Below are 13,419 nucleotides of genomic sequence, written 5' to 3'. Positions count from 1 at the left end.
AATGTGGGAGGGAGCTCGCTCCCGATAACAGTGGATCAGCCACCAGATGTAGTGACTGACTCACCGGCATCGGGAGCAAGCCCCCTCCCACAATTCGATCTTCGTTACTCCAGGCGTAACGGTCTGCTACTGAGCTTGATTGATGGCCCCCTGAATCACTCCTAAGGTAAGCCCCACGACAGCAAACCCCGTGGAGTGACCATGACAACAACAATAAACCCCGACTCGCGCTGGACGCGGCGGCGCGACGAGAAGCAGCGGCGGCTCGGGCTGGTCAAACAATACGCAGAGGGCGCGGTGTTGCCCAGCGACAGGATCGTCGAAGCGCTTGAGGCGCTGATCCTGCCCGGCGACCGTGTGGTGCTGGAAGGCAACAACCAGAAGCAGGCCGACTTCCTCTCTCGCTCCCTGGCCAAGGCCGACCCCGCCAAGCTCCATGATTTGCACATGATCATGCCCAGCGTCGGGCGTTCCGAGCATCTGGACCTGTTTGAAAAGGGCATCGCGCGCAAGCTGGACTTTTCCTTCGCCGGCACCCAATCCCTGCGCATCAGCCAGTTGCTGGAAGACGGCATGCTGGAAATCGGCGCGATCCATACCTACATCGAACTCTATGCCCGCCTGGTGGTGGACCTGATCCCCAACGTCGTACTTTCCGCCGGTTTCATGGCCGACCGCGCCGGCAATATCTACACCGGCGCCAGCACGGAAGATTCGCCCGCGCTGATCGAGCCGGCGGCCTTCAGCGATGGCATCGTCATCGTGCAGGTCAACCAGTTGGTGGACGACGTCAGCGACTTGCCGCGCGTCGACATCCCCGCCAGTTGGGTGGATTTTGTGGTGGTGGCCGACAAGCCGTTCTACATCGAGCCGCTGTTCACCCGTGACCCACGCCATATCAAACCGGTGCACGTGTTGATGGCGATGATGGCGATCCGTGGCATCTACGAAAAACACAATGTGCAATCGCTCAACCATGGCATCGGCTTCAACACTGCCGCCATTGAGTTGATCCTGCCCACCTACGGCGAGTCCCTGGGCCTGAAGGGCAAGATCTGCCGCAACTGGACCCTCAACCCGCACCCCACGCTGATCCCGGCGATTGAAAGCGGTTGGGTGCAAAGCGTGCATTGTTTCGGCACTGAACTGGGCATGGAAAACTACATCGCCGCCCGGCCGGATGTGTTCTTTACCGGTCGCGACGGCTCGATGCGCTCCAACCGCATGTTTTGCCAACTGGCCGGCCAGTACGCGGTGGACCTGTTTATCGGCGCCACCCTGCAAGTCGACGGCGACGGTCATTCCAGCACCGTGACCCGTGGCCGTCTTGCCGGTTTCGGGGGGGCGCCGAACATGGGCCACGACCCGCGCGGCCGTCGCCACGGCACCCCGGCCTGGCTGGACATGCGCCACGACGATGCGCCCGAAGCCCTGCTCGAACGCGGCAAAAAACTCGTGGTGCAGATGGTCGAAACCTTCCAGGAAGGCGGCAAACCCACCTTCGTCGACACTCTGGATGCGGTCGAAGTGGCGCGCAAAAGCGGCATGCCCCTGGCGCCGATCATGATCTACGGCGACGACGTGACCCACCTGCTGACCGAAGAAGGCATCGCTTACCTGTACAAGGCGCGCTCCCTGGAAGAGCGCCAGGCGATGATTGCCGCCGTTGCCGGAGTGACCGCCATCGGCCTGCGCCACAACCCCAAGGACACCGCACGCATGCGCCGCGAAGGCTTGATCGCCTTGCCCGAAGACCTCGGCATCCGCCGCACCGACGCCACCCGCGAGTTGCTGGCCGCCAAGAGCGTGGCCGACCTGGTGGAATGGTCCGGTGGCTTGTACAACCCGCCCGCCAAATTCAGGAGCTGGTAAATGCGCGCCCTCAAACTGCACTCACTGAGCCTCGCCGAGCGCCTGGCGGATATGGCCGTCGATGCACTGATTGACGAAGCCGACCTGTCGCCCAAACCCGCCCTGGTGGATCGTCGCGGCAACGGCGCCCACAGCGATTTGCACTTGGGCCTGATGCACGCCTCGGCGCTGTCGCTATGGCCGATGTTCAAGGAAATGGCCGAGGCGGCCATTGAATTCGGCGAGGTCGGTTTGCCGCTGCGCGAAGCCCTCGGCCGCATCGGTCGTGAAGGCGAGCAGGCGATGCTCACCACCACCCAAGGCGTGAACACCCATCGCGGCGCGATCTGGGCACTTGGCCTGCTGACCGCCGCGGCAGCCCTGCAACCGCGCGCCATAACGCTGAATGCCGCCAGATTAGCCCTGCTCAACGACCGGCACGCGCCCCAACCAATGAGCCACGGCGCCCAGGTCGCGCAACGCTACGGCGCACGCGGTGCCCGTGAAGAAGCGCAATTGGGCTTCCCCGCCGTGACGCAACGCGGCCTGCCGCAACTGCACAAAAGCCGCCGCCAAAACGTCGGTGAACAGAACGCTCGCCTCGACGCCTTGCTGGCGATCATGACCGAGCTGGCCGACACCTGCGTGCTTTACCGCGCCGGCACCGACGGCCTGCGGGCGATGCAACACGGCGCTCAAGCGGTGCTCGACGCCGGCGGCAGCGCGACCCTGGCCGGTCGCCGCCAGTTGCACGAACTCGACAACCAACTCTTGGCCCTGAATGCCTCCCCCGGTGGCGCCGCCGACCTGTTGGCCGCCTGCCTGTTTATCGACCGCCTCGACGGAGCGTTGTGATGGAAACCTTGTCCTTTGAATTCCCCGCCGGGCAACCGCCCAAAGGCCGTGCGCTGGTGGGTTGCGTCGGCTCGGGCGACCTGGAAGTGCTGCTGGAGCCGGGCACGCCCGGCACGCTGACCATCCAGGTACAGACCTCGGTGAACGGCGCGCAGCAACGCTGGCAGCACCTGTTCGAACGGATTTTCCAGGAGCAGACGCCACCGGCATTGAACATTGATATCCACGATTTCGGCGCCACCCCCGGCGTGGTGCGCTTGCGCCTGGAGCAGGGTTTCGAGGAGATCGGCCATGACTGACTTGCTCGCCAAACATAGCTTTGTCGAACTCGGTGCGCGCCAGCGGGCCAAGGCCTTGCTGGACGCCGGTTCCTACCGTGAACTGCTCGACCCGTTCCAACGCGTCATGTCGCCCTGGCTCAGCCGCCAGGGCGTGGTGCCCCAGGCTGACGACGGGGTGATCATCGCCAAAGGCAACATCGACGGCTTGCCGGTGGTGGTGGCGGCCATCGAAGGTAACTTCCAGGGCGGCAGCCTGGGTGAGGTGGGTGGCGCCAAAATCGCCGGTGCACTGGAACTGGCGGCCGAAGACAACCGCAACGGTATCCCGACCCGCGCCGTGCTGCTGCTGGAAACCGGCGGCGTGCGCTTGCAGGAAGCCAACCTGGGCCTGGCCGCGATTGCCGATATTCATGCGGCGATTGTCGACCTGCGCCAGTACCAGCCGGTGATCGGCGTGGTGGCGGGCAGCGTTGGCTGCTTTGGCGGCATGTCCATCGCGGCCGGGTTATGCAGCTATCTGGTGGTGACCCGCGAAGCGCGCCTGGGCCTCAACGGCCCGCAAGTGATCGAGCAGGAAGCCGGGCTGCAAGAATACGACTCCCGTGACCGGCCGTTTATCTGGAGCCTTACCGGCGGCGAGCAGCGCTTCAACAGTGGCCTGGCCGACCGTTATGTGGCCGACGATGTGGCACAGATCCAACAGACCGTCACCGCGCTGCTGCACGAAGGCTTGCCTGCCCAGCAGCGCAGCCGGCAGGCCGACTTGTACCTCGCGCGCCTGGCCGAATTGGACGCCACGGCGCAAATCGATCCGGCGACGGTTCGCGACCTGTATCAGGGAGAACGCTCATGAGAGGTTTGCAGTGGTTCAACGCATTGAGCGCTGGAGCGACGCCTGTCGAAGGGTTGCCGGCTTCGCTGAGAGTCGCCGATGGCCAGGCAGGACGTTTTATCGCGGTGGTCACGGATGAGCACAATCGGTTCCCCCGCGCACGTAATGGCGAAGTCGGCTTGCTGGAAGGCTGGGGCCTGGCCAAAGCGGTGGATGAAGCCATTGCCCGTGGCGACAAGCGCCCGATCATCGCGATCGTCGATGTGCCGAGCCAAGCCTATGGCCGTCGCGAAGAAGCCCTCGGTATCCATCAAGCCCTGGCCGCCGCCGCCGATGCCTACGCTCGCGCGCGCTTGGCCGGGCACCCGGTGATTGCGCTGTTGGTGGGCAAGGCTATGTCCGGTGCGTTCCTCGCCCACGGCTACCAGGCCAACCGCCTGATTGCCCTGCGTGACCCCGGCGTGATGGTACACGCCATGGGCAAGGCCTCGGCCGCGCGGGTGACTTTGCGCAGTGTCGAAGAGTTGGAAACCCTGGCCGCCAGCGTGCCGCCGATGGCCTATGACATCGACAGCTATGCCAGCCTAGGTTTGTTGTGGGAGACCTTATCGGTGAGCCGGATTGAACAACCGACGCCGGAGGATGTGGCGCGGGTCCGCGAGTGCCTGGCGGCGGCGATCAAGGATATTACCGCTACCGATTTGAGCGGGCGCCTTGGCGCACCTCATCGCGCCGCCTCCAGCCACGTGCGCCAGCTGTTGCGGGAGCAATGGTGAACGCCCATGACCTGCTCTGGGGCATGACCCCGGCGCACCTGCCCGCCGATGCTCCGGCCTGGGCGGTGGACGCGATCAGCGCCGGGCAACCGGTGGTGGTGCGTCGCGCCCTCGCCGAGCCGGGCCAGGTGGCGGTGGGTGTGCGCGGGCGTTTGCGCGAGCAGCGGTTTGCCGCCCACATGCCAATTGCCGCCGTGCGTCGGCGTGTGGTGCCCGAAGCGCTGCGCGGCGTGATCTCGCCCCGTGTTTTGCCCGCATTGCAGGCGCTGGAGCAACTGCGGCCGGTTCTGGCGCAGGCCAACTGGGGTGTCAGCGGCAGCGCCGGTTTTGAGCTGGCCACCGGCATTGAAGCGCTGCATGCCTCGAGTGACCTGGATTTGATCCTGCGCGCCCCCGAGCCGCTGGCGCGCGACAGCGCCCGAGACCTGCTGGCGAGGTTGGACAAGTCGGTATGCGCGGTCGACCTGCAACTGCAAACCCCGTTTGGCGCGGTGGCCTTGCGTGAGTGGGCTGGCCCCTCGCGGCGGGTGCTGCTCAAGACCGCCGGCGGCGCGCACCTTGTGCTCGACCCCTGGCAGGCGGTGGCATGAGCAGCCTGCTGGTCTTCCCAGGGCAGGGCGCGCAACGGCCGGGCATGCTCCGGTCATTGCCTGCCCAGGTGTTGGATGAAGCCAGCCAGGCCTTGGGCGAGGACGTTCGCCGGCTCGATGACGCACAGGCCCTGGCGTCGACCCGCGCGGTTCAGCTGTGCCTGTTGATCGCCGGCGTCGCCCATGCGCGCCTGCTGCAACACACGCCGGACTATGTGGCGGGCCTGTCCATCGGCGCCTACCCGGCGGCGGTGATCGCCGGTGCGCTGGACTTCGTCGATGCGGTCAAACTGGTCAGCCTGCGCGGTGAACTGATGCAACAGGCTTATCCGCAGGGCTACGGCATGACCGCGCTTATCGGCCCGCAGTTATCCACGGTCGAACAGCTGCTCGCCGACGTCCACAGCGCGCAAACGCCGGTATACCTGGCCAATATCAATGCCGATAACCAGACCGTGATCGCCGGCAGCGACGCCGCCATGGCACGTGTCGCCCAGCGCATCAAGGGTAACGGCATCGCCAAGCGCCTGGCTGTCAGCGTGCCATCCCATTGCGCACTGTTGGAGCAACCGGCCCAGGCACTGGCCCGAGCGTTCGTCGCGCTCAAGACGCCGCGCATCACCTACCTGAGCAGTACCCGTGCGCGGCCGATCCACAACCCCGAGCAATTGCGCGACGACCTGGCCTTCAACATGTGCCGCATCGTCGACTGGCGCGGCACCGTGCAAAGCGCTTACGAGCGCGGCGTGCGCCTGCAAATCGAACTGCCCCCGGGCGCCGTGCTCACTGGTTTGTCACGGCGCGTATTTGAACAAGGTACGGTGATCGCCTGCGAAGGCGCGCGCCTGGACACCTTGCAGGCCCTGCTGCAAGAGGAGGAGCGCCGCCACCGATAAAGCATCACCCGAGGCTTTCGAAGCACAAAAACAACAATTTCGATCGAGCACTTTGAGGACAACAACAATGATTATTTACGGTGTGGCATTTTTGGCGCTTTGCACATTGTTCGGCCTGTTTATTGGTGAGCTGCTGGGTAAATGGATGGGCATTCCGGCCAACGTCGGCGGGGTAGGTATCGCCATGTTGCTGTTGATCGGGCTGGGCAGTTATCTGGCCAAACGGGGGGCTGTTTACCGGTAAGTCGGAGCAAGGCGTGAGCTTCTGGGCCGCGATTTATATCCCGATTGTGGTGGCCATGGCTGCCCAGCAGAACGTGTATGGCGCCATCAGCGGCGGGCCCATGGCGATTCTGGCCGGTACGCTTGCGGTAGTGCTGGGCTTTGCCCTGGTGCCGGTGCTGTCGCGCATCGGCAATCGTGAGCCGAGTGCAGCTGTTCCCACCAAAGACGCCGGGTGATCGCCATGTACGAATCCATGATGAAAGTGATCACCGGCTACGGCCTGATCAGCGGTTTTGCGGTGATCGGCCTGACCATGTGGGTGTCCTACTGGATCTCCGACACCTTCACCAAAGGCCGCCTGCACGGTTCGGCCATCGCCATTCTGCTGGGCCTGGTGCTGTCGTATGTGGGCGGGGCCTTTACCGGTGGCTCCAAGGGTGTGGTGGATATTCCGTTGCTGTCGGGTATCGGCCTGTTGGGCGGCGCGATGCTGCGGGACTTCGCCATCGTCGCCACGGCGTTTGGGGTCAGTGTCGATGAACTCAAGCGCGCGGGCTACGTGGGGGTGCTGGCGCTGTTCGTCGGCGTTGGCTCATCGTTTGTGGCGGGTGTCGGCGTGGCCATGGCGTTCGGTTACACCGATGCCGTGAGCCTCACCACCATTGGTGCGGGCGCCGTCACCTACATCGTCGGCCCGGTGACGGGCGCGGCGATTGGCGCCAGTTCCGAAGTGATGGCGTTGTCGATTGCGGCGGGGTTGATCAAGGCCATTCTGGTGATGGTGATGACCCCGTTCGTGGCGCCGCTGATTGGGCTCAACAACCCGCGCAGCGCGGTGATTTTCGGCGGGTTGATGGGCACCTCCAGCGGTGTGGCGGGCGGGCTGGCGGCGACCGATCCGAAGCTGGTGCCATATGGCTGTTTGACGGCGGCGTTTTATACGGCGCTGGGCTGTCTGCTGGGGCCGTCGTTGTTGTTTCTGCTGATGCGGGGGTTGGTGGGCTGACCTCGGGGCTTGCTCCCGATGGCGGAGTCTCAGGCTGGCACCTGCCGATTGGCATACATCCGGCACTCCGCCAACAACGCCAGCAAGTTCGGGTCACGCTCCTTGGCCTTCAAGAACACCACGCCAATATGCTGCTGCAACCGATACCTGGCTTGCAGCGGTATCAGCTTTACGCGGTTCTCATACACCGCCGCAATCCGCCCCGGCAGCAGTGCATAACCCACCCCCGAACTGACCATGCTCAACAGCGTGAAGATGTCATTGACCTGCATCGCCACCTTCGGCTCGAACCCCGCTTGCTTGAACACCCGGTTGCCGTCCTGGTGGGTGGCGAAGCCTTGGGTGAGGGTAATGAAGGTGGCGTCGCGCACCTCGGCCAGATCGATTTCCTGGGTGCGGTCCAAGGGCGAGTCGGCCGGCGTGGCGAGGAAGATGTCATCGCTAAACAGTGCGATCTGCTCGCAATCGGGGTCGTTGGCATGTTCGTCAAGGGAGATGAGGATCGCGTCGACTTCCATGTTCTTGAGCTTATAGAGCAGGTCGAAATTGGAGCCCAGGATCAGGTCGATGTTGAGCTCGCTGCGGCGAATCTTCAGGCCCATGATCAGTTGCGGCACGGTCTTGACCGTCAGCGAATACAGCGAGCCGAGTTTGAAGCGTTCAGCCGAGAAACCAGCGGCTTCGCGAGTGAGGCGCACGCTGTCGACCACATCGGCCACCAGTTTCTGCGCGCGCTCTTCGAGCACGTAGGCGCTTTCGAGCGGGGTGAGGTTACGCCCTTCATGTTTGAACAGCGGGCAACGCAGGGCGTTTTCCAGCGAATGAATGGCGCGGTGCACGCTGACATTGCTGGTCTGCAGCTCGGCGGCGGCGCGGGCCAGGTTGCCGGTGCGCATGAACGCCAGGAAGATCTCGAGCTTTTTGAGGGTGAATTCTTCGTCGATCAGCATGGCCGTGGGCTCTTGTTCGAATGCGGTCGATTGTGCCCGCAAAACCGTGCGGCGTCGCCGGAACGTCACACGGCGCTTGCACTCTGATGCGCAAGGCTGGAGGCTTGCCGCCAGCCGTCAACGGTTACAGGAGGTCAGTGACACATGTATCACGGGGAACGCTTCAACGCCTGGAGCCATTTGCTCGGTGCAGTCGCGGCGTGCATTGGCGCTGTGTGGATGCTGGTGGTGGCGAGCCTGGATGGCAGCCCCTGGAAGATCGTCAGCGTGGTGATCTATGGCTGTACGCTGATGGTGCTGTACAGCGCGTCGACCGTGTACCACAGCGTGCGCGGGCGGCGAAAAGAGATTATGCAAAAGGTCGATCACTTTTCGATCTACCTGTTGATCGCCGGCAGTTACACACCGTTTTGCCTGGTGACGTTGCGTGGTCCGTGGGGCTGGACGTTGTTCGGCATTGTGTGGGGGCTGGCGGTGATCGGGATTTTGCAGGAGATCAAGCCGCGCTCCGAGGCGCGTATCTTGTCCATCGTGATTTACGCGGTGATGGGCTGGATCGTGCTGGTGGCGGTCAAGCCGCTGATCGCCGGGCTGGGTATGGCAGGGTTCACATGGCTGGCGGCGGGTGGTGTGCTGTACACCGTCGGTATCATTTTTTTTGCCTTGGAGGATCGCCTGCGGCATTCCCATGGGATCTGGCATTTGTTTGTGATCGGCGGCAGCCTGCTGCATTTTGTGGCGATCATGCATTACGTGCTTTAAGTGTGGGAGGGAGCAAACCCCCTCCCACCGATCTACGGTGTCCTTAGAGGCGCTCCAATAACTCACACGCCCGCTTACCGAAGATTTCCAGCAACTTGGCCAACATATGCGGCGGCGGCTCGTTGGCGCGGGTCAGGGCATACAAGGTGATCGGCAGCGGCGGGGTGAGTGGGCGGATGCAGGTGGTGGCCGTCGAGGCGCCCAACGCGGTGAATGGGTCGATCACCGTTAAACCGGCACCGGACTCCACCATCGCCCGCGCCAACGAATAGGTTTGTACCGAGATCGTCACCCTCGGCGCCGGCTCAACACTTTCCAGGTAGCTGTCGAGTTTCGCCGCCAGCGGGTCGGCGCTGGACAGGCCTATCAGCGGCGCCCCCGCCAGGTCGGCCAATGGCAACGGCTGATGCAGCTCGGCGTCTGGCCAATAGCCTTTGGAGGCCAGCGCCACGAGCACGCCGTTGGCCAGTGTTTGGGTGGTAAGCCCCGGATGACCGGAAAAGTTGAGGGTCAACGCCAGGTCGATCTCGCGCATCAACAACTTTTGCACCAACTCGCGGCTATGGTCGCTGGACAACTCGCAGGCCATGTCCGGGTAATCGCGTTTCCACTCCAGTATCGCCGGCGGCAGCAGCGACAGGGCCAACGCCGGGGTTGCCCCAATGCGCACACTTTGCCCCGGTGCGCGGCGCAAGCTCTTGGCCAGGCGCCGCACGCCTTGCAGGCTCGCGGTGACTTTCTCCACTTCACCTTCCAGCGCCAGGGCTTCCGGGGTGGGCTGCAATTTGCCACGCACGCGCAAAAACAACGGGAAGCCCAGCTGCAGCTCGGCGTGTTGCAGCACCTTGGTCACCGCCGGTTGCGACACGTGCAACAACTGCGCGGCGGCGCTGATGGAGCCGGTCTGGCGTATGGCCTGGAAGATTTCGATATGACGCAAGCGCATGGCGAGTCCATAACCTTTGTTTATAGGTGGCCCATCTTTATTGATTGTCGGGGTCCTGTCACCTGGGCCTACGCTTGGCTTCTCTTCAATCAACGGCTGGGGGCTGGGATGGCCAGGCAGGTTTGCATCATTGGTGGTGGGGTTATCGGCTTGGCCAGTGCGTATGCGCTGGTGCGGGCCGGCCATGAGGTGACGGTGATCGACGCACGCGACACGCTGGGCAGCGAAACCAGCTTCGCCAATGGCGGGCAACTGTCCTACCGCTATGTCGCGCCGTTGGCGGATGCCGGCGTGCCGCTGCAAGCGCTTGGCTGGCTGCTGCGCGGTGACTCGCCATTGAAGCTGCGTCCACGGCTCGACCCGCAGCAATGGCGTTGGATGGCGGCCTTCATGGGTGCCTGCCGCAGTTCGGTGAACCAACGCAATGCGGGCCACCTGCTGCGCCTGGCGTCCCTGAGCCAAAGCACTTTGCAGCAATGGCGCGAGGACGACTGCCTAGACGGCTTCGACTGGCGCCGCAACGGCAAGTTGGTGACCTTTCGCAACGCCGGCAGCTTTAAACATGCACGCAGCAAAGTCACCGATATCCTGCAGCAGCAGGTGCTCTCGGCCGCCGATTGCACACGCCTGGAGCCGGCGTTGGCGGGCAGTGGGTTTGTCGGCGGGATTTATACGCCAAACGAGGAAGTCGCCGATTGCCATGCCTTCTGCCAGCGTTTGGCGGCGCGGCTGGAGGCGTCCGGGCGCTGTCGCTTTGTGTTGGCGCGCAAGGTCACCGGTGTTCGCCATGCAGGGGGGCTGGTACAGGCCATCGAGCTGGGCGACGAGGTGATGCCGGTCGAGCACCTGGTATTGGCGGCGGGGCATCGCAGCGCCGAACTGCGGCTGCCGGGCCTGGCGCTGCCGCTTTACCCGCTCAAGGGCTACAGCCTGAGCGTGCCGATCGGCGCGCGGCACCAGGCGCCGAGCGTGAGCATCACCGACTACGACCGCAAGGTCGTCTACGCGCGCATCGGTGAACAACTGCGGATCGCGGCCATGGTGGATATCGTCGGCTTCGACGCCGGCCTTGAGCCCAAGCGCCTGGCGCTGATCAAACGTCAGGCTCTAGAGACCTTTCCTACGGCTGGTGACTATGACCATGCAGTGGAATGGGCCGGTATGCGCCCGGCCACGCCAACCGGTGTGCCGCTGATCGGCGCCAGCCACTATCGCAACCTGTGGCTGAACCTCGGCCACGGCGCCTTGGGTTTTACCCTGGCCTGCGGCAGCGGCCAGTTGCTCGCCGAACTGATTGGCCAGCGCAATCCTTCCATTGATATGCAGGGCCTGACGCCCCGCGCCGCTTGAGGATGCCCCCATGAGCATTACCCGAATCAGCAGCAATGAACGTCTCAGCGGTGCCGTCACCTTCAAGGATCTGGTGTTCCTGTCGGGCCAAGTACCGGGCGAGGGCCAGGACATGGCGACCCAGACCCGCGAAGTGCTGGCCAAGATCGATGCACTGCTGGCCGAGGCGGGCAGCGACAAGGATCACCTGCTCAATGCGACCATTTACCTGAAGGACATCGGCAGCGGTTTCGCGCCGATGAACGAAGCGTGGTCCGCATGGCTGACACCGGGGATGGCGCCCACACGGACCACCCTGCAAGCCGAGCTGGCGCGACCCAGCGTGCTGGTGGAAATCAGCGTGATTGCCGTACGTAAATAACTTCACAGAGCCACGGAGAATAACAATGAAAAAGATCCTGTTGACCGGCTGCACCCTGGGGCTTTTGCTGGGCGCGCAGGCACATGCGAATGAACCGGCGCTGGACGGTACGTTGAGCAAGATAGCCAACACCCAGTCCATCACCCTGGGTTATCGCGATGCGTCGGTGCCGTTTTCCTATGTGGGCGATAGCAGCGGCAAACCCATGGGGTATTCGGTTGACCTGGCGAGCAGGATTGTCGAGCGTATCCAGCAGAAAACCGGGGTTGCGAACCTTAAGGTGAACTACACCCTGGTGACCTCCCAGACCCGCATCCCGCTGGTGCAGAACGGCACCGTGGATCTGGAATGCGGCTCTACCGGCGTGACAGCCGAGCGGCAGAAGCAGGTGGCGTTTTCCTACGGTTTTATTTACGTGAAGGGCCAATTGCTCACGGCCAGGGACAGCGGCATCAAGGGCTTTGCCGACCTGGTGGGCAAGAACGTGGTGACCACGGCGGGGACCACCAACGAACGTTTCCTCAAGAGCTACAACGCCGAGCACAAGGCCAATATGTTTGTGATCAGTGCCAAGGACCATGGCGAGGCGTTCAAGATGCTGGAGACGGGCCGCGCGGTGGCGTTCTATATGGACGACGCACTGCTCTACGGCGAGCGCGCCAAGGCCAGGGACCCGCACCACTGGGTGGTGGTGGGCGAGGAGCAATCGCGCGAGATCTACAGCTGCATGGTGCGCAAGGACGACCCGCAGTTTCTCGCGGTGGTCAACGAGACCCTCGGTGAGCTGTACCGCAGCGGTGAAATCAACGGGATTTACCAGCGCTGGTTTGAACAGCCGATTCCGCCCAAGGGCTTGAACCTGGAATTCCCGATGACCAGCGAGTTGAAGGCAATTATTGCCAAGCCGGTCAGTGATCCGGTGGAGTAAGAAGTGGTAACCCGATCAATGTGGGAGGGGGCCCCCTCCCACATTTGGATTGGGTTTACAGCGCGCGGTTAGAAGTCGCCCCACAGTTGTTGCGCGACTGCCAGCGCAACTACCGGCGCGGTCTCGGTGCGCAACACGCGCGGGCCGAGGCGAGCAGCATGGTAGCCGGCGTCTTGAGCGGTTTGGACTTCATTATCGGTCAGCCCACCCTCGGGACCGATCAGGAACGCCAGGCTCGAAGGCTTGGCATGGCTGACCATCGGCTCGGCCACCGGGTGCAGCACCAGCTTGAGGTCGGCCTCGGTCTGCTTCAGCCAGTCCGCCAGCAACAGCGGCGGGTGAATCACCGGCACCGTCGAACGCCCGCATTGCTCGCACGCGCTGATCGCCACCTGGCGCCAGTGCAGCAGGCGTTTGTCGGCGCGTTCGTCCTTGAGGCGCACTTCGCAGCGCTCGCTGAAAATCGGCGTAATCGCGTTGACGCCCAGTTCCGTGGCTTTCTGGATCGCCCAATCCATGCGCTCGCCCCTGGACAGGCCCTGGCCGAGGTGGATGTGCAGCGGCGATTCGGTCTGGCCTGCGAAGTGTTCCGTCAGTTGCACGGTGACGCGTTTTTTACCGACCTCCAGCAACGTGCCGCAAAACTCTTGCCCGGAGCCGTCAAACAATTGCACGGCGTCACCTTCGCCCATGCGCAGCACGCGGCTGATGTAATGCGCCTGGGCTTCGGGCAGTTCAACGTCGCCGAGGCTCAGCGGGGTGTCGGTGAAAAAACGGGACAGTCTCATGTCGGTTCTCTGCAAAATTCAG

The 13,419-nt window shown here is 63.5% G+C and carries 15 protein-coding genes and 1 pseudogene; 13 read left to right on the top strand and 3 right to left on the bottom strand.

The genetic code is table 11. From position 1 onward, the window contains the following. Positions 1–201: 201 nt before the first annotated feature. The 9 genes and pseudogenes from mdcA to madM all read left to right on the top strand — a co-directional run bounded on the left by mdcA (position 202) and on the right by madM (position 7,312). The gene (mdcA, locus tag KSS96_RS26845; RefSeq protein ID WP_135196570.1) at positions 202–1,872 is read left to right on the top strand and encodes a malonate decarboxylase subunit alpha; all 1,671 of its coding nucleotides are present in this window, start codon (positions 202–204) and stop codon (positions 1,870–1,872) included. Further along, positions 1,873–2,706 carry a triphosphoribosyl-dephospho-CoA synthase gene (locus KSS96_RS26840; RefSeq protein ID WP_017530987.1) on the top strand — a complete coding sequence of 278 codons (834 nt, stop codon included), beginning with the start codon at positions 1,873–1,875 and terminating at the stop codon, positions 2,704–2,706. Next, complete coding sequence (locus KSS96_RS26835; RefSeq protein ID WP_014720312.1) at positions 2,706–3,005, top strand: malonate decarboxylase subunit delta; 300 nt, start codon at positions 2,706–2,708, stop codon at positions 3,003–3,005. Before KSS96_RS26840 ends, KSS96_RS26835 begins: the two co-directional genes overlap by 1 nt. Further along, positions 2,998–3,840: a biotin-independent malonate decarboxylase subunit beta gene (locus KSS96_RS26830; RefSeq protein WP_065879324.1), complete on the top strand. Its 843-nt coding sequence runs from the start codon at positions 2,998–3,000 to the stop codon at positions 3,838–3,840. The genes KSS96_RS26835 and KSS96_RS26830 overlap by 8 nt, the downstream gene beginning before the upstream one ends. After that, on the top strand, positions 3,837–4,595 hold the full coding sequence (gene mdcE / locus KSS96_RS26825) for a biotin-independent malonate decarboxylase subunit gamma (protein WP_068938101.1): 759 nt from the start codon (positions 3,837–3,839) through the stop codon (positions 4,593–4,595). Before KSS96_RS26830 ends, mdcE begins: the two co-directional genes overlap by 4 nt. Then, entirely contained in the window at positions 4,589–5,185 is a 597-nt protein-coding gene (locus KSS96_RS26820; RefSeq protein WP_217855506.1) for a malonate decarboxylase holo-ACP synthase, read from the top strand. The genes mdcE and KSS96_RS26820 overlap by 7 nt, the downstream gene beginning before the upstream one ends. Next, the gene (gene mdcH / locus KSS96_RS26815; RefSeq protein ID WP_017530991.1) at positions 5,182–6,081 is read left to right on the top strand and encodes a malonate decarboxylase subunit epsilon; all 900 of its coding nucleotides are present in this window, start codon (positions 5,182–5,184) and stop codon (positions 6,079–6,081) included. Before KSS96_RS26820 ends, mdcH begins: the two co-directional genes overlap by 4 nt. Positions 6,082–6,148: 67 nt before the next feature. Next, positions 6,149–6,542 (top strand): annotated as a pseudogene (gene madL, locus KSS96_RS26810) (malonate transporter subunit MadL). A 5-nt stretch (positions 6,543–6,547) separates the two neighbouring features. After that, a complete protein-coding gene (madM, locus tag KSS96_RS26805) occupies positions 6,548–7,312 on the top strand; it encodes a malonate transporter subunit MadM (protein WP_026067508.1) in 765 nt (254 codons plus the stop codon). Between the two features lie 29 nt (positions 7,313–7,341). Here madM and KSS96_RS26800 read toward each other — a convergent pair whose 3' ends face one another. After that, positions 7,342–8,262, bottom strand: coding sequence for a LysR family transcriptional regulator (locus tag KSS96_RS26800; protein WP_017530994.1), 921 nt, complete (start codon positions 8,260–8,262; stop codon positions 7,342–7,344). Positions 8,263–8,406: 144 nt separating this feature from the next. Here KSS96_RS26800 and trhA point away from each other — a divergent pair, with 144 nt between their 5' ends. Then, complete coding sequence (trhA, locus tag KSS96_RS26795; RefSeq protein ID WP_217855505.1) at positions 8,407–9,024, top strand: PAQR family membrane homeostasis protein TrhA; 618 nt, start codon at positions 8,407–8,409, stop codon at positions 9,022–9,024. 43 nt (positions 9,025–9,067) lie between these two features. Here the strand turns inward: trhA and KSS96_RS26790 are convergent, their stop codons facing one another. Next, entirely contained in the window at positions 9,068–9,970 is a 903-nt protein-coding gene (locus tag KSS96_RS26790) for a LysR family transcriptional regulator (protein ID WP_017530996.1), read from the bottom strand. Positions 9,971–10,078: 108 nt separating this feature from the next. Here KSS96_RS26790 and KSS96_RS26785 point away from each other — a divergent pair, with 108 nt between their 5' ends. The 3 genes from KSS96_RS26785 to KSS96_RS26775 are packed head-to-tail and all read left to right on the top strand — an operon-like array spanning position 10,079 to position 12,609. After that, positions 10,079–11,320, top strand: a complete 1,242-nt coding sequence (locus KSS96_RS26785) for a D-amino acid dehydrogenase (RefSeq protein ID WP_017530997.1) — start codon at positions 10,079–10,081, stop codon at positions 11,318–11,320. A 10-nt stretch (positions 11,321–11,330) separates the two neighbouring features. Next, positions 11,331–11,681: a RidA family protein gene (locus KSS96_RS26780; protein ID WP_017530998.1), complete on the top strand. Its 351-nt coding sequence runs from the start codon at positions 11,331–11,333 to the stop codon at positions 11,679–11,681. Between the two features lie 25 nt (positions 11,682–11,706). Then, positions 11,707–12,609, top strand: a complete 903-nt coding sequence (locus tag KSS96_RS26775) for a transporter substrate-binding domain-containing protein (protein ID WP_065879330.1) — start codon at positions 11,707–11,709, stop codon at positions 12,607–12,609. A gap of 68 nt (positions 12,610–12,677) precedes the next feature. Here the strand turns inward: KSS96_RS26775 and KSS96_RS26770 are convergent, their stop codons facing one another. Next, positions 12,678–13,397: a 16S rRNA (uracil(1498)-N(3))-methyltransferase gene (locus KSS96_RS26770; RefSeq protein ID WP_065879331.1), complete on the bottom strand. Its 720-nt coding sequence runs from the start codon at positions 13,395–13,397 to the stop codon at positions 12,678–12,680. Between the last annotated feature and the right edge of the window lie 22 nt (positions 13,398–13,419).

Source organism: Pseudomonas asgharzadehiana, from assembly GCF_019139815.1.
In the GTDB taxonomy this organism is placed as follows: Bacteria; Pseudomonadota; Gammaproteobacteria; order Pseudomonadales; family Pseudomonadaceae; genus Aquipseudomonas; species Aquipseudomonas asgharzadehiana.
The sequence above is the reverse complement of the archived record's forward strand: the minus strand, read 5'-3'. Positions and strand labels throughout refer to the sequence as shown.

What these genes read in the sequence shown, in the direction of transcription:
- trhA (WP_217855505.1), top strand. Translation starts at nt 8,407, where the DNA reads ATGTATCACGGGGAACGCTTCAACGCCTGGAGCCATTTGCTCGGTGCA.
- KSS96_RS26770 (WP_065879331.1), bottom strand. Translation starts at nt 13,397, where the DNA reads ATGAGACTGTCCCGTTTTTTCACCGACACCCCGCTGAGCCTCGGCGAC.
- mdcA (WP_135196570.1), top strand. Translation starts at nt 202, where the DNA reads ATGACAACAACAATAAACCCCGACTCGCGCTGGACGCGGCGGCGCGAC.
- KSS96_RS26790 (WP_017530996.1), bottom strand. Translation starts at nt 9,970, where the DNA reads ATGCGCTTGCGTCATATCGAAATCTTCCAGGCCATACGCCAGACCGGC.
- KSS96_RS26840 (WP_017530987.1), top strand. Translation starts at nt 1,873, where the DNA reads ATGCGCGCCCTCAAACTGCACTCACTGAGCCTCGCCGAGCGCCTGGCG.
- mdcE (WP_068938101.1), top strand. Translation starts at nt 3,837, where the DNA reads ATGAGAGGTTTGCAGTGGTTCAACGCATTGAGCGCTGGAGCGACGCCT.
- KSS96_RS26800 (WP_017530994.1), bottom strand. Translation starts at nt 8,262, where the DNA reads ATGCTGATCGACGAAGAATTCACCCTCAAAAAGCTCGAGATCTTCCTG.
- KSS96_RS26830 (WP_065879324.1), top strand. Translation starts at nt 2,998, where the DNA reads ATGACTGACTTGCTCGCCAAACATAGCTTTGTCGAACTCGGTGCGCGC.
- KSS96_RS26775 (WP_065879330.1), top strand. Translation starts at nt 11,707, where the DNA reads ATGAAAAAGATCCTGTTGACCGGCTGCACCCTGGGGCTTTTGCTGGGC.
- KSS96_RS26785 (WP_017530997.1), top strand. Translation starts at nt 10,079, where the DNA reads ATGGCCAGGCAGGTTTGCATCATTGGTGGTGGGGTTATCGGCTTGGCC.
- KSS96_RS26780 (WP_017530998.1), top strand. Translation starts at nt 11,331, where the DNA reads ATGAGCATTACCCGAATCAGCAGCAATGAACGTCTCAGCGGTGCCGTC.
- mdcH (WP_017530991.1), top strand. Translation starts at nt 5,182, where the DNA reads ATGAGCAGCCTGCTGGTCTTCCCAGGGCAGGGCGCGCAACGGCCGGGC.
- madM (WP_026067508.1), top strand. Translation starts at nt 6,548, where the DNA reads ATGTACGAATCCATGATGAAAGTGATCACCGGCTACGGCCTGATCAGC.
- KSS96_RS26820 (WP_217855506.1), top strand. Translation starts at nt 4,589, where the DNA reads ATGGTGAACGCCCATGACCTGCTCTGGGGCATGACCCCGGCGCACCTG.
- KSS96_RS26835 (WP_014720312.1), top strand. Translation starts at nt 2,706, where the DNA reads ATGGAAACCTTGTCCTTTGAATTCCCCGCCGGGCAACCGCCCAAAGGC.